Source organism: Ruegeria sp. AB11 (assembly GCF_056536325.1).
Window position 1 is genome coordinate 781,969 of the sequence record NZ_JBQFJO010000002.1, and the last position, 20,166, is coordinate 802,134.

At 53.8% G+C, this 20,166-nt stretch carries 19 protein-coding genes and 2 pseudogenes; 5 read left to right on the forward strand and 16 right to left on the reverse strand.

Features of this window, described 5'->3' with window-relative positions; all coding sequences use genetic code 11:
• Positions 1 to 162: 162 nt before the first annotated feature.
• Positions 163 to 1,743 (forward strand): FMN-binding glutamate synthase family protein, encoded by a 1,581-nt coding sequence (locus ACR3EJ_RS23105; protein WP_480423613.1) that lies wholly within the window; start codon positions 163 to 165, stop codon positions 1,741 to 1,743.
• Positions 1,744 to 1,749: 6 nt separating this feature from the next.
• On the opposite strand, the gene ACR3EJ_RS23110 is transcribed toward ACR3EJ_RS23105, so the two are convergent.
• The 4 genes from ACR3EJ_RS23110 to ACR3EJ_RS23125 are packed head-to-tail and all read right to left on the reverse strand — an operon-like array spanning position 1,750 to position 5,066.
• Positions 1,750 to 2,406, reverse strand: a complete 657-nt coding sequence (locus ACR3EJ_RS23110; RefSeq protein ID WP_010441473.1) for an ABC-type transport auxiliary lipoprotein family protein — start codon at positions 2,404 to 2,406, stop codon at positions 1,750 to 1,752.
• On the reverse strand, positions 2,403 to 3,719 hold the full coding sequence (locus tag ACR3EJ_RS23115) for an MCE family protein (RefSeq protein ID WP_170544135.1): 1,317 nt from the start codon (positions 3,717 to 3,719) through the stop codon (positions 2,403 to 2,405). Before ACR3EJ_RS23115 ends, ACR3EJ_RS23110 begins: the two co-directional genes overlap by 4 nt.
• Before the next feature lie 5 nt (positions 3,720 to 3,724).
• Positions 3,725 to 4,540: an ABC transporter ATP-binding protein gene (locus ACR3EJ_RS23120; RefSeq protein WP_170475076.1), complete on the reverse strand. Its 816-nt coding sequence runs from the start codon at positions 4,538 to 4,540 to the stop codon at positions 3,725 to 3,727.
• Between the two features lies 1 nt (position 4,541).
• Positions 4,542 to 5,066 (reverse strand): MlaE family ABC transporter permease, encoded by a 525-nt coding sequence (locus ACR3EJ_RS23125; RefSeq protein WP_480423615.1) that lies wholly within the window; start codon positions 5,064 to 5,066, stop codon positions 4,542 to 4,544.
• Between the two features lie 986 nt (positions 5,067 to 6,052).
• Here ACR3EJ_RS23125 and aspT point away from each other — a divergent pair.
• From aspT to ACR3EJ_RS23145, 4 genes and pseudogenes are all read left to right on the forward strand, one after another.
• Complete coding sequence (aspT, locus tag ACR3EJ_RS23130; RefSeq protein ID WP_480423617.1) at positions 6,053 to 7,765, forward strand: aspartate-alanine antiporter; 1,713 nt, start codon at positions 6,053 to 6,055, stop codon at positions 7,763 to 7,765.
• Positions 7,758 to 9,374: a bifunctional aspartate transaminase/aspartate 4-decarboxylase gene (locus ACR3EJ_RS23135; RefSeq protein WP_170544142.1), complete on the forward strand. Its 1,617-nt coding sequence runs from the start codon at positions 7,758 to 7,760 to the stop codon at positions 9,372 to 9,374. Before aspT ends, ACR3EJ_RS23135 begins: the two co-directional genes overlap by 8 nt.
• A 55-nt stretch (positions 9,375 to 9,429) precedes the next feature.
• A pseudogene (locus tag ACR3EJ_RS23140) lies at positions 9,430 to 11,328 on the forward strand (PAS-domain containing protein).
• Complete coding sequence (locus ACR3EJ_RS23145) at positions 11,329 to 12,030, forward strand: response regulator transcription factor (RefSeq protein ID WP_170544146.1); 702 nt, start codon at positions 11,329 to 11,331, stop codon at positions 12,028 to 12,030.
• Positions 12,031 to 12,098: 68 nt separating this feature from the next.
• Here ACR3EJ_RS23145 and ACR3EJ_RS23150 read toward each other — a convergent pair whose 3' ends face one another.
• From ACR3EJ_RS23150 to ACR3EJ_RS23205, 12 genes and pseudogenes are all read right to left on the reverse strand, one after another.
• Positions 12,099 to 12,239 carry a hypothetical protein gene (locus ACR3EJ_RS23150; protein WP_480423620.1) on the reverse strand — a complete coding sequence of 47 codons (141 nt, stop codon included), beginning with the start codon at positions 12,237 to 12,239 and terminating at the stop codon, positions 12,099 to 12,101.
• Positions 12,233 to 12,757: a beta-barrel domain-containing protein gene (locus ACR3EJ_RS23155; RefSeq protein WP_480423621.1), complete on the reverse strand. Its 525-nt coding sequence runs from the start codon at positions 12,755 to 12,757 to the stop codon at positions 12,233 to 12,235. The genes ACR3EJ_RS23150 and ACR3EJ_RS23155 overlap by 7 nt, the downstream gene beginning before the upstream one ends.
• Complete coding sequence (locus ACR3EJ_RS23160) at positions 12,723 to 13,406, reverse strand: HlyD family secretion protein (RefSeq protein WP_480423623.1); 684 nt, start codon at positions 13,404 to 13,406, stop codon at positions 12,723 to 12,725. The genes ACR3EJ_RS23155 and ACR3EJ_RS23160 overlap by 35 nt, the downstream gene beginning before the upstream one ends.
• On the reverse strand, positions 13,390 to 14,034 hold the full coding sequence (locus ACR3EJ_RS23165; RefSeq protein ID WP_480423652.1) for an ATP-binding cassette domain-containing protein: 645 nt from the start codon (positions 14,032 to 14,034) through the stop codon (positions 13,390 to 13,392). Before ACR3EJ_RS23165 ends, ACR3EJ_RS23160 begins: the two co-directional genes overlap by 17 nt.
• Positions 13,929 to 14,912 (reverse strand): ABC transporter transmembrane domain-containing protein, encoded by a 984-nt coding sequence (locus tag ACR3EJ_RS23170; protein WP_480423625.1) that lies wholly within the window; start codon positions 14,910 to 14,912, stop codon positions 13,929 to 13,931. Before ACR3EJ_RS23170 ends, ACR3EJ_RS23165 begins: the two co-directional genes overlap by 106 nt.
• Before the next feature lie 20 nt (positions 14,913 to 14,932).
• The gene (locus tag ACR3EJ_RS23175; protein ID WP_480423627.1) at positions 14,933 to 15,439 is read right to left on the reverse strand and encodes a cysteine peptidase family C39 domain-containing protein; all 507 of its coding nucleotides are present in this window, start codon (positions 15,437 to 15,439) and stop codon (positions 14,933 to 14,935) included.
• Positions 15,440 to 15,670: 231 nt separating this feature from the next.
• Positions 15,671 to 16,489 carry a SapC family protein gene (locus ACR3EJ_RS23180; RefSeq protein WP_170544152.1) on the reverse strand — a complete coding sequence of 273 codons (819 nt, stop codon included), beginning with the start codon at positions 16,487 to 16,489 and terminating at the stop codon, positions 15,671 to 15,673.
• Positions 16,490 to 16,646: 157 nt separating this feature from the next.
• Positions 16,647 to 17,576, reverse strand: a complete 930-nt coding sequence (locus ACR3EJ_RS23185) for a hypothetical protein (RefSeq protein ID WP_480423630.1) — start codon at positions 17,574 to 17,576, stop codon at positions 16,647 to 16,649.
• Between the two features lie 200 nt (positions 17,577 to 17,776).
• Positions 17,777 to 18,448: a hypothetical protein gene (locus ACR3EJ_RS23190; protein ID WP_480423654.1), complete on the reverse strand. Its 672-nt coding sequence runs from the start codon at positions 18,446 to 18,448 to the stop codon at positions 17,777 to 17,779.
• Between the two features lie 21 nt (positions 18,449 to 18,469).
• A pseudogene (locus ACR3EJ_RS23195) lies at positions 18,470 to 18,631 on the reverse strand (hypothetical protein); the annotation flags it as partial.
• Between the two features lie 383 nt (positions 18,632 to 19,014).
• A complete protein-coding gene (locus tag ACR3EJ_RS23200) occupies positions 19,015 to 19,617 on the reverse strand; it encodes a hypothetical protein (protein WP_480423632.1) in 603 nt (200 codons plus the stop codon).
• A 129-nt stretch (positions 19,618 to 19,746) separates the two neighbouring features.
• A partial coding sequence (locus ACR3EJ_RS23205; protein WP_480423634.1) for a hypothetical protein occupies positions 19,747 to 20,166 on the reverse strand: 420 nt, incomplete at its 5' end.

Here is a 20,166-nt window from a genome sequence, read left to right on the forward strand (position 1 = left end):
CCGATCAACTGCCCTTGCTAACTCAACCGTTACTAACGACCGATTAGCAAGGTCTTGCAAATTCAGTTGAATCTGGTTCACGTTTAAAAACATCTGCCGGGCTTCGGGCCCACGATCCAGCCGAGGATACACAGCTCTTTACGCCACCCAGGGAGGTCAGGGATGATTGTTCGCAGACTATATTATGTGCTCAGCTTTGTGGTCCTGCCACTTACCCTATTGTTGGGGTATTTCTGGTCCCCTGCGAGTTGGCTGTTGGTCATTCTGATCTCGTACGCGATTGTAGGAATGTACGATATGCTGACGACCAAGCATAACGTATTGAATAACTATCCCGTTCTCGGCCACTTCCGCTATATGCTGGAATTTGTCAGCCCCGAAATCCGGCAGTATTTTGTGGAAACCAACGAAAGTGGCCGACCATTCAATCGGATTATCCGCAGTCTGGTCTATTCCCGCGCCAAAGGGCAGGTGGATACACAGGCATTTGGGACCCAGTACGACATACTGAGTGTCGGTTATCATCGTTCAAATCACTCGCTTTCGCCAAAACATGTCGATGAAAGTGAGGAGCGGATTATGCTTGGCGGGCCTCAATGCGACAAACCCTATAACGCTTCGCGCCTGAATGTTTCAGCGATGAGCTTTGGTGCACTCAGTGCAAATGCGATCCGGGCACTGAACGGTGGTGCTAAGGATGGCGGGTTTGCACATAATACCGGCGAAGGAGGGCTATCCCCGCACCATCTGGCTGAGGGTGGCGACATCATCTGGCAAATCGGAACAGGGTATTTTGGATGTCGCACCGCCGATGGGGGGTTCGACAAAGACAAATTCGCCGAAAAAGCCAAAAAGGATGTGGTGAAGGCAATCGAGATTAAGCTTTCACAAGGGGCAAAACCGTCTCATGGAGGGGTATTGCCGGCCGCAAAGGTGGACGAGGAAATCGCGGAAATCCGAGGTGTTCCTGTGCATCAGGATGTAATTTCACCCCCGATACACTCGGCGTTCGATGGGCCGACAGGGTTGATGCAGTTTGTTCAGCATCTGCGGGAAATGTCTGGCGGTAAGCCGATTGGCTTCAAACTGTGCATCGGCCAACCTTCGGAATTCATGGCGATCTGTAAAGCCATGTTGGAAACCGGCATACTGCCCGATTTTATTACCGTTGATGGTGCGGAAGGAGGGACCGGCGCGGCGCCGGTTGAATTTACCAACCGTCTGGGGATGCCCCTGAACGAAGGGTTGATCTTTGTAAACAATTGCCTGCGTGGGATTGGAGTGCGCGACAAGGTGCGCGTGATTTGCTCGGGCAAGGTTGCGACGGGTTTCGACATGGTCGAGAAAATGGCCTTGGGTGCTGATATGTGCAACGCGGCGCGGGCGATGATGTTTGCCGTTGGGTGCATTCAAGCACTGCATTGCAATACCAATCGGTGCCCTTCGGGCGTGGCGACGCAGGATCCGATCCGGGGCCGAGCGGTAAACGTGCCGCAGAAACGTCAGCGTGTGCACCGGTTCCATGACGCGACATTGGAAAGCTTCCGCGAGATCTTGGGTGCTATGGGCAAAGCCAAGGTTTCTGAATTGCGACCCAGCGATATCCTCCGTCGCATGGCAGATGAGGGAGAACGATCTTACGCTGAGCTTTACAGCTTTCTGGAAGAAGACGCATTGCTGGGCAAAACCGTGCCGCGGGAATATGCTGCGGACTGGCAGGCAGCTTCGGCCAGCCAGTTCTGACAACCCCTAGCTTGGGCTTGATCGTGGGTTGTTCTGCACGTGAGTATTAATTTTGCGGATACTCCATTCAACCGCATCCCGCATGGTCCGGCCCAAGGCCACATCAAATGCTTCGACTAGATCAGGGGTCTGATCAGTCGTGGCCATTACGTTTTCCCTGAACGAGCTGGAGGCGATAATCTTGTCCTCGTACTCATCGATGATTTTGATGTTGATGCGAACTTCCACGCGCACCGTTTTTGAGTCTCCGGTTTCGCTGACGACTATGCCCTGAAACTCGCGCAAATCGGGTGCAATCACATAATCAGCCCGCAGGCCAACCGTCGATCGCCCCACGGCCGCAACCTTGCCGGAGTTTTCATAGCTTTCGACCATCAGCGCCTGAACGATCAATGGCGCGCGATCCACCCAACGGGCCCGAGGCAGGTATTGAACTTGCAGCAAAGTTGGCTGAACGGCGATCTGATCGGTGTTTACCGCTGCCGTCGCTGTGGGTTCCTCAACAACGATCTGTTTCTGTATGCGCGGCAGCGAAGACGAGAACGTGCTCTTTGGGGTTAGCAAATAGAGATCGTTGGGCTTTGAGGCTTGCCGCAGCGTTCCTAGGCCAGTGCAACCCGTCATTGCGGCCAATATCAGAGACAGTGTTAAGGGCCGTATCATTGACGAAACTCCGATGCTTGGGTGCCTAACAAAAAGCGGGCGGGGTCGCGTTCGACCTTGTCGACCAGTCGGTCGAGACTAATCACCAGACGCTGCGATTCCTCGATGAAGCGGATAAACTGAGGCAAGCCAACGCGCAAGAAATCCGAGACCTGACGGCGGTTATCCTGAACGACACCATCGATCGTGCCCAACAGATCTGACGCCGATTTAGAAGCGCTCAGGATGTCGTCTGATATTTCGTCGATTTTTTCGGTGATGTTCGAAACGGTTTCCGCGACTTGATTGGCGGCCTTACTTACATCGGCTGCGACCGGAGAGATATCCTCGTCCATCACGCGATTGGCCGAGTCGAATGCCCGCTCGGCCGAGTCTAGCGCCCCTTTGGCCGAGTTCATCGTGGATGTAACCGATTCAAGGGTCGTGTTTGCGTTCAGAACAGTTTCACCTATCACGCCAAGTGTCAGGCTGCCCTCATCTGACAGTCGGGTCAGCCTTTCGGCAAGGATTGAACCCCGCTCGATAAATGGTCGAATCTCCTCCTGAATTACGTTTTCAGCGCTGGCAATGGCGGTGTTTGCAGTCTCGAGAGTTGCTTTGGCAGTTTCTGACGTCTCTTTGATGCTCTTGAGCGTATCGGTTCCTGTACTCAACGTTGTTTCGGCCGTGTTCGCCAACGTATCCAATCTCTTGGTGAATTCGCCAACATCTTTGGCGGCACCGCCCAGATCGGACGAAAGCGACTGGAAATCCGTCAGTGTTTTATCCAGTTTGCCCGACGCTTCCGCCAGATTGTTCAGGATATCCGACACCGCCTTGCGATTGCTCTCATCTACAACGGAATTGAGGTTCTCCAGCAGGGTGACCGCCTTTTCCAGAACCTCTGGTGCGCCTTCCAGTAAGGACTGGATCGAGCTGCGCTTACTTGTGATGACGCTGTTCTGAGGCAATTTCTGTGCGGTTGGTGATCCACCGGACAACTCAACATATGCCACGCCGGTGACGCCCAGAGACTGCAATTGCGCGATGGTTTCCTTGGTGACGGGGATGCCTGCATCAATCTCAAGTCTAACCCTTACTTTCGAGGGGTCATCTTTGTCCAGATCCAGGGAAATTACCTGTCCCACCGGCAAGCCGTTATAGTTCACGCCACCAGCGGCAGACAGGCCCGAAACATTGTCAAACAAAACATCATAGTAAGCGTATTGACGGGTTACTTCGAATTTGGCGAGCCATAGGAAGAACCCGAAGGCGCCAAGAATGCCTGCCAAGGTGAACGCACCAATCAGGATATAATTCGCTCGGGTCTCCATCGCCTCTACCTGTCCTGCCCCTTCTGTTGTGCCGCACGGGCGCGGGGGCCTGTGAAATATTCCTGAACCCAAGGATGGTCGACCTTGGTCATCTCTTCTATCGGACCTTCAACCAGCACACGCTTTTCCGCAAGTACAGCGATGCGGTCACAAATGGCGTATAAACTGTCCAGATCATGCGTCACCATGAACACAGTCAGACCTAGCGCGTGCTGAAGTTCACCAATCAATTCATCATAAGCGGCAGCCCCGATCGGGTCCAACCCAGCGGTTGGTTCGTCCAGAAACACGATTTCGGGATCCAACGACAGGGCGCGGGCCAACGCGGCGCGTTTTCGCATACCCCCGGACAGTTCCGAGGGGAACTTGCTGCAACTTAGCTGAGGTAGTCCGACCAGACTGATCTTAAGCCCCCCAAGCGCGGCCATCAGTTTTTCACTTATGCCGGTATGTTCACGCAGAGGCGCCATCACGTTTTGCAGCACGGTCAGCGAGGAAAACAGCGCTCCGTCCTGAAAGGCGACACCCCAGCTTTTTTCGATGCGCTGACGCTCTTCTTCGGGGCCGTTCAGGACATCAACACCCAGAACTTCGATGCTGCCCGACTTAGGCTTGTTCAACCCAACGATCGTGCGCAATAGCACCGACTTACCGGTGCCCGAGCCACCGACAACACCCAGAACTTCACCACGCCAGACATCCAGATCAAGATTGTCATGGACCACTTGATCTCCAAACTGATTGGTCAGATGGCGCACACGAATAACGGCTTCACGTTTCGTATCGGATTGGGTTTTGTTTTGCAGCGCGGCCCCATCCATCTCATATCCCCATTTCTGAGAAAAAGATCGAGAACAGCGCGTCTATCGCAATTACCATGAAGATCGATTGCACGACCGAGGCTGTCGTCCGCTGACCAACACTTTCGGATGAGCCTTTGACCTGCATGGCTTGCCAGCAGGCAATAACTCCGATCACCAACGCGAAGAAAGGAGCTTTGATCATTCCAACGGCAAGTTGTGCCACCCCAGTATTTTCCTTCAACCGGGTCAGGAACATGCCGGGGCTCACTCCAAGGTCGATCCAACTCATCAAAGCGCCACCGATTAAACCTGCCATGTCGGCCACAAATCCCAGGATTGGCAGCATGATAAGCAAGGCTACGACACGCGGGATGACGAGAACTTCGATCGGGTCAAGCCCGAGTGTCCGCATCGCATCAATTTCTTCCTGCACCTTCATGGAGCCGATTGAGGCGGTAAAGGCCGATCCAGAACGGCCTGCGACTATAATAGCGGTTAGCAGGATACCCAGCTCTCGCAGGATAGAGATTGAGATCAGCTCCACTACAAAGATCTCGGCCCCAAACTGTTTTAACTGAGTCGCGCCCCAACGCTAAGACAACCCCAATCAAAAGCCCATCAAGGAAACGATCGGCAGAGCTTTGAAGCCGACCTGCTCCATCTGCGAGAACAATGCAGCACGCCGCAACCGCCAGGCATGATCAAAGTTCGAACCAAGCGATGCAGGGTAAGGCCCAAAGCCGACGATCGACAACGTGTCTTGCAGGCACCAAAAGTCTTTTGACCGACCCGAGCAACCCAGTTCACAAAACCCTGCGGCGGCAGCTCCTCTCCGGCCGCATCGGGTATGTTGTGCGATACCGTCTCGATCAACGAAGAATGCGCTGGGGCCACCCCTTCAAGCCGAACCGGTCCCATTGGAACTCATCCGTCGTACGAGGTTGGCAACAAGCCATGCCCTCCGGTATCCAAAGACTCGACTTGTGACATGTCTATCGTAGCATCTTGCCCGTTGGGCGTAAGAGCCGCAAAATCCCCTTCAACACGATCCAACAATTGCGTGCGCAAGTCCCCCGATATCCGTATGCAAACGCCGGTTGCGCTCGTCTCAGAATTTATCGTCGGCCGTGTCATAGCCGTATGTGATGGCAAACACTTGGGGCCTGCAATGGATTTGTTCAAATAAGCTAAGATTTTACCCTCACGCATGGCGAGTGTGCGACAGTGAAATTCGGGGCGAAGATTGCTAAAGAAACAGTGCAACTGGTCGAAACCTGTCATTTGAATACCAAGAATCTGCCGGGCAAACCTCGAAAGGTATTGATAGGCGTGCGGGAGCAAAACAGGTTAATATTCAGATAATTATGGACAAGTATCCTTCTTGAGGTATCGTGTGCTGGAAATTTCAAATTGTGGTTGAGTTTGTCGAATGGGCAGCTTGGTCGGCAAATAGATTAGCTTGTAGGGCGCATTTCTGCCTCGCCACCGCCGCTTGCACCACATGCCTTTTGCGCACGAACTGAGAGGTGGATGATGGTCAATTGGTTGGTGAATATTCTACAGAATTATCCTGAGCTGGCGGTATTTTTGTCGATCGGTATCGGTTTCTTAGTCGGCCCGTGGAAGGTGATGGGATTCAGCCTGGGCACAGTCACCGCAACGTTGCTGGCGGCTGTGGTGATTGGTCAAGCCCAGATTGACATCGACTCGGCCGTTAAATCGACATTCTTCATTATGTTTATATTTGCCGTGGGCTACGGTGTCGGACCGCAGTTCATTCGCGGTTTGAAGGCAGACGGCGCGCGCGAGGTGCTCTTTGCGCTCAGCGTACTTGCGCTTTGCCTTGTTATCCCGATCATCGCAGCCAAGGTGGCGGGGCTAGAGCTTGGTTATGCAGCGGGGCTTTATGCCGGATCGCAGACGATTTCGGCGGCGATTGGGGTTGCCACTGACCAGATCGGTCAGCTGGGCCTGTCTGCGGAACAGGCCAAGACCTATGCCAACCAGATTCCGATCGCCTATGCGGTGACCTACATCTACGGCACAATCGGGTCGGCCATCATTTTGGCCAAGATCGGCCCGCGCCTGATCGGCGTCGATCTGGTCGCGGCCTGCAAGGAGTATGAAGCAAAGCTAGGTGGCACAGCGTCGGTGGAAACCGGTGATGGCATCGTCTCAGCCTATCGCGCGATTGAAGCGCGGGCTTTCCAGATCCCAGAAGGTAGCGATCTGCTGGGGCAACCGGTCAAAGATCTGATGCCCGGTATCCGCATCTATGCCGAACGCCTTAGACGCGATGGGAAGATCATTGAGGTGGACGATAACACCGTATTGCAGGTCGGAGATGTCGTGATGTTTTCAGGCCGCCGCGCTGATCTGGTGGGGCTGCTTGAGTCCAACCTCACAGAAGCTGATGCGCCTGATCTGCTGAGCATCCCATCGGAAAAGCTGGATGTTCTGATCACCAGTAAAGAGGTGCATAACAAAACGCTGGAACAGCTAAGCAAACTGTCGATCGCGCGGTGCATTTACGTCTCGAAACTGATGCGTAACATGCAGGACTTGCCGCTGTTACCCGGGACAGTCGTGCACCGCGGTGACATCGTCACAATTCAGGGCAGTAAGCGGCATGTCGAGGCCGCAGTTGCCCAGATCGGTTATGCGGACCGCCCGGTCGACACCACGGATCTGGCCTTTGTAGGCTGGGGAATTTTCATCGGCGGTGTCATCGGAACTCTGTCAGTCATGATGGGTGGTTTCCCGATCAGCCTTTCCACTACCGGAGGCGCGCTGCTGGCTGGGCTGGTGCTGGGCTGGCTGCGCACGGTCCATCCGACTTTCGGGCGCATCCCGGGTCCGGCGCTTTGGTTGATGAACACTCTGGGTCTGAACGTGTTTATCGCGGTGATAGGGATCACCGCAGGGCCGGGATTTGTCGCGGGGCTGCAACAGGCTGGTATCGCTTTGTTGCTGTGGGGGATCGTCGCGACTTCGCTGCCGATGATCTTTGCGGTCTATGTCGGGCATTACGTGTTCAAATTCCACCCGGCTATTCTGTTTGGTGCCTGCGCAGGCGCACGCACCACCACTGCCGCACTGGGTATGATCCAAAGCCGCGCAAAGTCGCATCCCGGCGCTTGGCTACGGAATGCCGTATGCGATCGGGAACACATTGCTGACCATCTTCGGGATGGTCGTCGTTTTAGTCCTAAGTTGATTTGGAAAGGTTATCGTTATGGATAGAGTAACGCTGCACGATTACGAAGCGCTCAGCCCGTTTCAGATCAAGGATGAGCTGATCAAGCTGGCTTCGGCCGAGGCACGTAAGGCCAACAGCGCCTTTTTGAACGCAGGGCGCGGGAATCCCAACTGGGTCGCCACCCGCCCGCGCGAGGCGTTCTTTGCCCTTGGTCAATTTGCAATAACTGAATCCAAACGCGTGATGGACCATCCTGCTGGTTTAGGCGGAATGCCTGCGCAAAAAGGCTGCCATCAACGGCTGCAGAGTTGGGCGTCTGATCATTCTGAAACACCGGGCGTCGACACGCTGCTTGAGGTCGTGGTGCATGCCATTTCCGCATTTGATTTCGATGCGGATGAGTTTGTGCATGAGCTTACGGATTCGATCATCGGTGACAACTATCCAGTCCCCGACCGCATTCTAAGACACAATTCCGCCATCGCCCATGAGTACTTGATGTGGTCCATGTGCCGAGGCCACCGGCCTGACGCTCAGTTCGATCTGTTCGCAGTCGAAGGCGGCACGGCGGCGATGTGCTACATCTTCAAGTCTCTGAAAGCCAATCGGCTGCTGAACCCCGGCGATACCATTGCGTTATGCACACCGATATTCACCCCCTATCTGGAAATGCCAGAGCTGGAGGATTACAGCCTTGAATCTGTCCATGTGGAGACCGACGAGGAAGACGGGTTCCAACTGACCAACGACGCTGTGGAAAAGTTGAAAGATCCCAAAGTAAAGGCGTTCTTTCTGGTCAATCCCGGTAATCCGTCTTCAGTTGCGCTCAGCACCGCTTCGTTGCGCAAGTTGTCGGATTTAGTGGAAAATCACCGTCCTGACTTGATCGTGCTGACAGATGATGTCTACGGCACCTTTGTGCATGATTTTACCTCGGTCATGGGCCATCTGCCGCGCAATACGATCGGAGTATATTCCTATTCGAAGTATTTTGGCTGCACCGGCTGGCGGCTTGGTGTGATTGCCGTAGCGCAAGACAATATCTTCGATCTGAAACTGGCGGATCATCCGGACGAGATCAAACAGGCCTTGGACAAGCGCTATGGCACACTCAGCCTGACGCCACGGGATATCCGCTTTATTGACCGGTTAGTGGCCGATAGTCGCGATGTCGCTCTAAACCACACGGCGGGTCTATCACTGCCGCAGCAGGTTATGATGACTCTGTTTTCGCTGTGCGAATTGGTCGATAGCAAGAAAATCTATCAGACCGCCTGCATGGAACTGGTTCATCGCCGTTTTAAACTCCTGACCGAAGCGATGGGGATCGAGGTGCAGGCAAGTGCGCACTACGACGCATATTACGGCATCATCGATTTTGAATACTGGCTGCGAAAATATGTCGGCGAAGATGTCGTGGCATGGATTAAACAGAATGTTCACCCGTTGGATATCGCGTTCAAGCTGGCCGAAGACTATGGCATCGTTTTGCTAAACGGCAGCGGATTTGATGCACCCGGATGGTCGGCCCGCGTTTCCTTCGCCAACCTGCCGGATGAAGCCTATTCGCAGATCGGAACAGCTGTTCGATCGGTTGCGCGGGGCTACGTGCAGGCCTACCGCGCCGCGAACAATTTGCCGCTGCATGGCTAGATCAAATTCCCTACACCTGTGCCTGAACTGGTGTTACCCATAGGCGCAGGGGAGGATGAATTTGGAGATATCTGAACAACGCATTAAGGCGATGACAACGGCTGGCCTGAACCTGATCGGGCAAGCGCTGTCGATCTATGACAGTCAGTTGCGCCTTGTAGTCAGCAATTTGAGATTTCAGGAAATGTTCGGATTGCCGGATGAACTTGTCGAACCAGGTGCATTGTTCCACGACACCATTCACTTTCTCGCCAGCCGTGGCGAGTACGGCCCGGACGGTGATGTCGCCGAAATGGTTGAGACCCGTGTCGCTCAGGCCTTGGCGTTCGAGCCACACTACATGGAGCGTACTCGACCCAATGGCCAAGTGATCTCGGTCGAAGGTGCGCCCTTGCCGAATGGTGGTTGGGTGGCTGTTTACACAGACATTACGCGCACCAAACAGGTCGAAGAATTGCTGCGAACCCGCTCAGAAGAACTGTCCGGCCAACTTTTAGGACACGCCGAAGAGCTTTCCGCAACCAACCGCAAACTTGCAGCAACTATTACCGCTTTGGAAGAAGCCAAGCGTCAACTGACCGAGATCGAGGCGCGCACGCGGATGACAACCGAGATGATGCCGGCTCATATCGCGCATCTGGATACTGATGGACGATACGACTACTCAAACCGCCGCCTCAGTTCGGTTATGCCCGGCCGCCCGTCTGACATTCTAGGCCTTCACATATCAAAGGCCTTGGGGCAATCGGCCTATGATCGGGTAAAACCGCATCTGGAACAGGCGTATGGCGGCCAACCTTCGGTTTTGAGTTTACCGAGGATCAGGATCGCGCCGCATTCGCGTGTCCTTCACGCCAGACAAAGCTGGTGGTGTTTATGTCATGTCGGTCGATATTACCGAAGAGACACAAGCTCGTGTCGCCCTTCAGCAAACGCGACGCAGAGCGATGGCGGCGCAAATGACAAGTGGGCTCGCGCACGATTTTTCGAATTTATTGACCATAATACTTGGCATGCAGGCGCGTCTGGAGAAGATGGATTTGCCTGAAGAAGCAGACCAACTGATCGCCGCCACGCAACAGACCGCACGGCGAGGCGGGCAATTGTTGAACCGCATCGCAGACATGACTGGCAATCGCACACCCCAACCACAGGCGACGGATATGCGCGGGCTACTCGAGGACTTGCGCATTCTGGCCACACCTTCCTTACCGCGCGGAATGGGACTGTCAGTCGTAAATACTCTGCCCAACAAGCCGTTGATGCTTGATCCAGGTATGGTGCAGGATGCTCTACTAAATCTCGTGCTGAATGCCCGAGACGCCTGTGGTACGTCCGGTCAAATTACCATCAGTGTGCATGCGATCGGAACCATTTGGATCGAAATTACGGTCTCGGACACGGGTTCAGGCTTTACTCCGGAAGCGCTGGAGCAAGCATTAAATCCGTTCTTTACCACCAAAGGCAGCGATGGATCGGGGCTGGGGCTTCCGATGGTTTATGACACCGTAAAGCTCGCCGGGGGCGATCTGAATTTACGGAACACGCCTTCTGGTGCATCGGTTGTAATTCGCCTGCCTTTCCGACCAGCGGCGCCCTCTCAGGCGGGTCTTGTACTTTTGGTTGAGGACAACGATGAATTACGCAGCCAATTTCGGGAAATTCTGATTGGATTGGGCTGTTCCGTCATCGAAGCGAGCTCGGTTGAAGAAGCACTTACTTTGACGTCCGATATTGAAGATATCACGCTGGTGCTATCAGACATCCGGCTTGAGGGTCAAGGCACCGGTATCGATATCGTCGACCATCTGAGTGGTGCTTGCCTTGCATCCTGATGACATCCCTACCGATTTCCGATCCGTTGCATCATCAAGCGCTGAAACGCGCGCCTGTCCTGAGCAAACCTTTCACACCAGAGCAGCTTTCCGCTTTGATCCGTATCGAGGCCGCATAGATGACGCAACCATTGGTGACCATTCTTGATGATGAACCTGAAATACGGCACATTTTGACAGGCGCTCTCGAAGATGCGGGTTTTCGAACCCAAAGCTTTGCGCGCGCGCGTGAATTCGAAGCGTCGTTGAAGCGGGTCACGCCAGATGTCTGCCTTGTGGATTTGTCGCTCCCTGATACTGATGGACTGGCACTGGTACATCGCCTTGCGCTCGAGCAGGGGGCCGCTGTCATTATCATCTCTGGCCGGGCACAGGTGCAGGATCGAGTGACAGGGCTCGAACTTGGGGCGGACGACTACATAACCAAACCTTTCGACCCCGCAGAGGTCATTGCGCGTGTTCGCGCCCGCTTGCGGTCTACTGGTCCTGCTGTGCAAAACTCAGATGCCGCCGAATTCAACGGATGGACCGCGCATTTTGACCGATATGTTCTGATTGATGAAAATGGTGCGGAAACACCATTCAGCCACGCCGAAGGTGAGGTTCTGCGCCTCTTCCTCGAAAGTCCCAAACGCCTTATCAGTCGGGCCCGTATGCAAGAGATTTTAGGTGGTGGCGCTGGTGACAGCTTTGATAGGGCGATGGATGTACGTATCTCACGGTTGCGGACAAAATTGGGAGAGGACCCCAAAAATCCGCGCCTGATCAAAACTATCTACGGGGCAGGGTACATCTTTCTAGGCGACGTTGCCTGGCGATGAGCATCCCTTTCAAACAATTGTCAATTTACCGCCACGACGAATGAGCCAGCATTTCTTGAGACGAGAGCTCATTCGCGAAGGGCCCGGTCCTTGATCTTCAATACCGGTTGGATCAGGTAATCCAGCACCGTTTTTCGGCCCGCAAGGATATCAACTTCCGCGATCATTCCGGGTATGATCTCGACCGCCATACCAGATCCGTCTAGCATGGTGTCCAAGGTCTGAATTTCAACTGCGAAGACCTCTTCTTCACCCGTTCAGTACGCGTTACTGCGTCAGCTCCAATGCGAATGATCTCACCGTCTAAACTGCCGTATCGAGAATAATCGTAGGCCGTAATCTTTATTTTAACCTGTTGTCCTGCATGCAAAAATGCGATGTCATCGGGGCGAATGTAAGCTTCCACCAACAATCCGTCGTCCAATGGGACGATTTCGATCAATTCTTCACCGCTGCGCGCCAGACCTCCGATTGTCGTACTGTGGATGCGATTTACGATGCCTCGAACCGGAGCACGAATCTGCGCGCGCGACACCCGGTCACGTAGCGAGGGCAGGGCAGGTTGCAACGCCGACAGCTCAGCCGTAACCAATGCCAAATCCGTAAGTGCAGTGCTGCGAAATCTGCTGCGCGTTGCGCTTACTTTTTCATCTATTTCGTTAAGACCGGCCTTAAGGCGGCTTATCACCGCCTCAGCCTGGCTTTCGGCCAGTCCATTCTGCCTCACTCCGACGCAATGCAAGCAATGTAGTTACAGGTTCCATGCGTTGCTCAACCAGAGGCTCCATCATTGCGCGCTCTTCAGCCAGAACATTCAATGTTTCCATTGTTGTAATCTGATCCACCAAACCCTCCTCGTACTCGCGCTGTCTTTGCTCGTGTTGTCTCGTCAGAATTGCAATCTCGGAGGCAAGTTCAGCTTGCCTCCCCCGATACAGCGCTGTTTCTGATCGTACGACGCTTTGAGCTTCGCTCAACAAGGGTTCGCCAAACTGCAGATCACTCCCGTCTATTTCCGCCTGCAGTCGCTGGGCACGCGCCATTAAAGCATATGCGCGTTGTTGTTCCTGAATTAACTCACGTTCAATCTGGTTACTGTCGAGTTCCATCAACAACGCTCCGGCTTCGACCAGCTGCCCTTCATATGCATGCAGAGATTGCAGAACCCCCGGCTCGGTGGCTTCAATAACCTGAATGTCTCCGGAGGGTACTATGCGGCCGTCGGCGCGTACAACATCGTCCAACTCTGTAAAATTTGCCCACGCAACCGCGGTGATGATGCATCCCACAATCAGGAACAGTAACACGGATCCCCGGAGCGGTGCCTGCCCCTGCATTTCGCGCGCGAGCTGTTTGAATTCAGGATGCCGCAACATTCAGATGCCTCCCGGGATTGCGAACATGTTGCGCAAGAACGCCCTTGGGTCCATCCATGCCGACCTTGCCATCCTCAATCACGATGACGCGGTCCACCAGTTCCAACAAACTTGTACGATGTGTCACGATCACCATCGTGGTGTGTTGCGTTGCAGATTTTAACCTTTTGATTGTCTCCGCCTCGGATTTGATATCCATGGCACTTGTCGGTTCATCCAACACCAACACCGGGGGGCGGCCGATGAGCGCCCGAGCCAGAGCAACTGATTGTCTCTGACCGCCTGACAGGCCTTCACCACGTTCGGCGATTTGTTGGTCGTAACCGCGCGGGTGCTTGGCGGTGAAATCCTCAACCCCGCTACCTACCGCGCGGATTACATCGCTATCGCGCGGACGTATCATACCGCTGGCAATATTGTCCCTGATTGAACCAGAGAACAGCCAAATATCTTGCAGGATCGAGCCAACGTTGTGACGCAATTCTCCGAGATCGATTTGGCGGATGTCCAGCCCATCGAGCATTACAGATCCCACGCGCGGCTGATATAAACCCAGCAGCAATCGCGCAATCGTACTCTTGCCCGATCCAATTTGGCCAAGGATAGCGACTTTTTCACCCGGTTCGATGGTGAAGGAAACACCTTTAGCGTATCGTCTGTTTGCTCGGGGTAAGTAAAATGGACATTATTAAACGCGATGCGCCCGGAAATCTCGGGTCGGCTCACCCATGACCGGCCCTGCGGCCGTTCGTTATCTGCCTGCATAAGCTTATCGAGATTGCAAAAAGCACTACGCGCATGATTGATGCGCGTAAGTGTCTGAGCCAACTGGCCCAATGGCGCCAAAGCCCGTCCAGTCAGCATAACTGATGCTACAAGCGCTCCCATGCTGGTTTGGCCATCTGCAATAAGAAATACGCCGTAGAACACAATCAACACTTGCGCGGCTTGTTGAGTAAGCCCAGTCAGGTTCAGTGCGAATTGGGTAATGGCGCGACTACGCGCCCCATGCTCCGACTGGCGCGCGATTGCATTCTCCCAGCGTGTTCGCATTTTCCGACCTGCTGCTGTGGTCTTGATCGTCTCAAGACCAGTTGCTGTCTCGACCAGCACAGATTGTTTTGACTGTCCATCGGCAAAGCTGTTTTCCGCCAGCCGTGACAACATTGGTTGGACGGCCAACCCGCTCAGCAAAACAACCGGTACGGCAAGTGCTGGAACCAGCGCCAATGGCCCCCCGACGAGGTAGATGGTAAGGATAAAGACGGCGATGAACGGCAAGTCCACAACTGCAACCAAAGTGGCCGAAGTAAAGAACTCACGCAGGGTTTCGAATTCTCTTATCGTGCTGGCCATTTCACCGACTGAACCTGGCCGTGCGGTCATGCGGATATTCAGCATCTGGTCGAAGATGCGCCGCCCCATGAACTTGTCGGCTTGTTGTCCGGCGCGGTCAATGAAACCGGCGCGCAAGAGCTTAAGCGCAAAGTCGAATATCAAAGCCAAGCACACGCCAAAAGTCAGAGCTAAGAGACCTGTTGCTTCGTTCGGCAACACCGGTCGTAGACAATCATTATGAAAACTGAAGTCGTCAGCCCCAGAATATTCGCCATCGCAGCCGCCAACGCGACCTGAAAGTAGGACCAGCGATTCACCGCGAGCGCGGACCAGAACCAGTGCCCTTCGTGCCTCGCGTCAGAGGTTCCGACCTCGTCATCGTGCGACCGTCGAAAAAGTAAGGCATAGCCTGTATATGCTTCCTGAAAGTCTCCCTCAGAAATTTCTCCGACGCCATCGCCTAACGCTGGATCAAAGAGTAAGAGATCACCCGATTGCGAGCGGCCATGATATACGACGGCACGATCATCATTCAACAACAGGATCGCTGGCGCCAGTGTTGCGTCAAATGCGTTGATTTTTTGTGCTCCAAAACCAACCTGCATTCCGGCATTTTGCGCCAAGGTTATCGCGTCGCGAACGGTTAGATCATCCGCCTCACCCGACCGTGCGGCAGACAGTGTCGAAATTGTCAAAGTGCGTTCGAGCGTGGCTGCTACATTTAACAAGCAAGATTCTAGCGGTGTTAAAGAACCATGGGTAACTTTCATGTGAGCCTATCCCAATAGTTTAATTTGACGATCACCGGATCATTCGAATTTACGGATCGGCTCGCAGTTGTTACCCGCTTTTCACAATTTAGGTTTGGCGCTGTTTTCTGAGTAGAAAAAAGCACGGTCGCCAGAAACGGTAGATTTGATAGATAGTTAGCCCATCTCATTGATCGGCTCTGCGTTTGTGTGATCATGGGCTACATCATTGGCCATCGCGGTTAAGAACCCGTTTAGAGTGTCGCTCGAAGACGAATGATTGTATTCTGAGCCTCTCTGCGCTTGTGCTAGCCATGCACATTGCGACAACGAAATCTGATGAGCGTGGATAAGTTCAAATGCATCATTTTTTATCAGCGTCAGATTGAAAACATCCGGAACGCGATTTAGTTTTTTTCTATCGATGCCCCAACATGCTGGGGGCAGAGCGATCCCTTCAAAATCCTGAAGGGGAATGAAAAGCTCCATTTCTGCAAGCAATGTGCAAAGGCGGTGGGTTGTGATTGCTGCGGCTTCACGATGTTGCAAAAACTGCAACACGTCCTGGAGGTCCTGAGTCAGTTTATTTTGATCGGTAAAAAATGGATTATCTTGTGGATCGCGCGTCAACAATCCAGAGTTTTCATCTACGTACAGGCACAACTTTTGCACCGCAGGAACGTCGGAATTTCTAGAAGGCCCTGCGTAAAACGGGTAGGAACGAAGCGCTGACGGTACATACGGCGCACGCCAATGCCCATTTGGATCGACAAAGGGTGACGCTATGCCAGCAGCGACTGAAAACAGCGCCGTCGGTATGAAATCATCCCCCTGCCGCTGGAACACAATGGGGAACGCAGACGCAATCCGAGATATTTCTGAAACGACGATCGGACATCCGGCCATTCCTTGGGCAAATCCGAAAGACGTGAAACGACGCCAGAAAAAGTTGCGATGACGCCCAACATGTACGGGGACAAGACCATTCTCTGTCATACAAACCTCTTGTAAGGATAAGGCGAGATCAGCTCAGGTAATCTCGCCAAATGCCTATCGGCGATTTACGCAGAAGTGCCGGTCGGGTCGGTCAACAGGACGTTGTCTGATGTCAACGCACTTAGGTCCGCAAGCCCTTCAAACTGCGCCAGTGTTTCTACCGACGCTGAACCCGGCTTGAATAATCGACTTTGACAAGAAGGCTGTCAGAGCCATCTGTTGCAAGAAGATATATCTCGTCTCCGGCCTGAGCACCTGTCAGGTTCTCTGCAGCGCTGGCAATCGTGTTGACATCCAGATCAGCAAGTGAAGTTTCCAAACCAACGAAGCCGGTGTTTGAGCCGATTGTGCCTCCTGCCATAAGCAACTCAACTCCAGTACCGTCACCGCGCAGCGTACTTGCATCGAGATTATGAAATAGCAGCGCGTCTGATACGCTCGCTGCCGGACCGAGTGTAAAGTTGCGAACACTATCCAGGCCATTCGCCGCCGGATCTGCATCAAACACAACAACGTCACGACCCGCGCCTGAGAGGTCAATCATATCGCTTCCATCGCCGCCATGGATGACATCGTCGACGTTTGACCCGATTAGATGATCAGCCCCAGCGGTGCCCAGATGAAGTTGCGACGGCCCGCCATCCGGTGTGGTCAACGTCAGCACTATCGGTTTGGTTGCATCCTGCACGGTCATCGTGAATGTAACAACTGGTTGCGACAAATCTCCATAGCTTGTCGCAGCTCCGGCGAAACTGATCGTTGAACCTCCGCTTGGGTTCGCAAGGAACAGGTTGAAATCCGCGTTCTCGATCTCGGACCCATTGTCATAAGTCGCAATCGAAGAATCAAAGCCCAGATCAGCTGTAAATGCCAGCCCGCTGGAAATATCGCGATCCGGGTCTGCGTAGATCTCAAATGTCACCGTCGATCCGCTTCGACCAACCTCAGAAATAGTATAAGCGGCTGGCACATGAGCGAAGGTTTCAACCGAAATTGGGGAGGGGTTCGGACCACCAGACACAGTTGCCTGTGCAGAAAAATCGAGAGAGTCTCCAGCATCGATCGAGGCGAAGGTTGCAGCGGACACTGCAAGGCTCCAACTTCCATCAGCGGCAACGGTTGCACTGCCGATGGAAACTGAATTTAGCGTGACATCAATCGCCTGACCTGGCGTTAAACCCGCAGAACCACCAGAGATCGTTAATCCAGTGTTTTGCACATCGGTTAATGAAACTGCTCCGTTCGTTCCGGGCGTATTGAGGCTCAGGATAGGACGGAAGTTTGTATCTAACGTTGCTGTTGCGTCAATTGCCGGATTCCCTGCTGCGTCCTGGACCGATGCTGTGATCTGAAAGCTGCTGCTATCTGCGAGCCCAAGCAAATCAGCAGAAGGGATAACCGTAGCCCAGCACCAGAAACCACCGAAGTATAATCCGCACCGTTCAGATTGACAGTAACCAACTGTCCATCTTCAGCGGAGGTGAAACCTGAAACGTTCAGATCAGATCCCTGTTCAATCACGTCCAGTATAGGACCCACAGTCAGAGGGTTCATCGTAATCGTAGGTGCATCAAGGTCCGTGCTGAAACTTGCCGAGGCGCTACTGTCATTCACAGCGGCATCGGAAACCAAAGCATTTACGGTGTATGATGCCCCATCTTGTAAACTGCTCAGGTCAGATGCGGCCGCGGTGTAAGTCCAGCCACCTCCACTGACAGGGGTGGAACCACTTAGCAAAACAGTGCCATCTGAAGCTACAATTTGAACAGTAACTTGTGTTCCATCACCGACGTTGGACGTTCCGGAAATTTCCAAATCAGTAACCTGCTCGGCGATGTTTATCACCGGACCATCGGATAGGGACGAAATCACCAATGCTGGAGGTGTGAAGTCAGTGTCGAAGCTGCCGGAAGCCTGCAATGACGGATTACCAGCCGAATCGGAGACATTTGCAGTCACGGATATCGTTGCGCCATCTGACAGCAGCGCCAAATCTGCGGTAGGTACGGTAGCAATCCAAGACCCTCCTCAATAACAACCCGTATAGGATTGTCCGTTGAGGGATACGGTCACCGTTTGGCCATCCTCAGCCGAAGTGGTTCCTGAGACGGTCAGGTCCGTATCACGCTCTGTCGCATTCATGACTGGGCCATGCGAGAAGCTGTCAATGTTCAATGTGGGCGCTGAAACATCTTTGGACAGGCCGACAACGTCCTGCGGAGCCGGTAGGCCGTCAGCGTCTGTAACATCGGCCGTCAGGTTGAAGCTTCCGCCATCAGCGAGTGCTATGAGATCTGCGCTTGAAATATTCACGCTCCAACTGCCGCCCGATACCAAATCTGTAAGTTTGGCCGTTCAGAGTGACCGAAACTTGCTGACCGTCAGATACGTTTCCTGTTGTCCCATTTACGGTCAGATCAGAACCCACCTCAGCTGTTCAGGACAGAACCGACGGATAGGGAGTAATTGCTATCGAAGGACCAGTGAGATCGACCGGTACAGAGACAACAATGGGTGCTGCAGAGTTACCCGCAGCATCGCTGATCGCAACAGAAATGGTGGCGGCACCCTGCGGCCAGCCCAGAAAGATCCGCATCTGGAATCGTCACCGACCAGCTGCCGCCCGAAGTGGTTCCGCCATAATCTTGGCCGTCGAAAGATACGGTAACGGCCTGACCGTTCTCGGCGGTGGTTGTCCCCGTCAGAACCAGATCGCCGCCAACATCCGCAAGATCGATGGATCCGCCGGCAACAGGGTTCAGAGTCAGAGTAGGAGCAGAGAAGTCTGTATCAAATGCATCATTTACCTGAACGGCGGGATTGCCTGCGCGGTCAGTTACATCTGCCGTTACTGCTATGTTAGCTCCGTCCGGTAAAGCCGCAAGATCAACGGCTGGTACCGAGACGCCCCAACTGCCCCCAGAAACTGTCCCTTGATAGGTCTGGCCACCGACTGTTACGGTGACAATTTGGCCATTTTCCGCATCTGTTGTGCCCGAGATTTCGAGAGCGCCATTCTGTTCTGCGCCATTCAAAACTTCGCCAGCTGAAAACGCTGTAATTGCCAATGTAGGCGGGACTGTATCGACGTCAAACTTTGCGGTATCCACCGATAGTTCCGTGCCCATTCCATCCAGATGACGAATTGTTACCGTTGAAACTCCTGAGGGCGCAGCCGTTTCGGCGAGTCAGCGAAACGCTCCAGTTTCCATTGATATCTGGTGTGACAGCTTTGGTGACGGAACCAATGGTTACTTCTACCGAAGTTGTGCCCACGGGGGTCGCTGATTTGCTGCTGATATTATTAAGTTCATTTGTCTGCAATCCCTGCAGGTTAAGGCTGGGTGGGCGAGGAGGTTCTGTGGCGACCGTAGCTGGCTCGGGGTCTTCATCACTCCCGCCCCCTCCGCGACCACCTCTGCCAGCAGCGGCTGCACCGGCGATACCAGCCCACCTAATGCAAGCGCGCCGCTCACCGCCTGCGGCGGCGGTCGCTCCGGCGGCTTCCGCTGCGAGACTGAATTGAGCAATTTCTGCGGCGACCCGTCGGCAAGCATCGCGCCGTTTTCCAGAATTTGAACGTTCTCGGCGGTGACAGCAATCGTTCGACCATCCGCCAAGCTTAGTTGGACATCACCATTTGCAAGCAATTTAATAGCCAGAACACCGGGGATCGA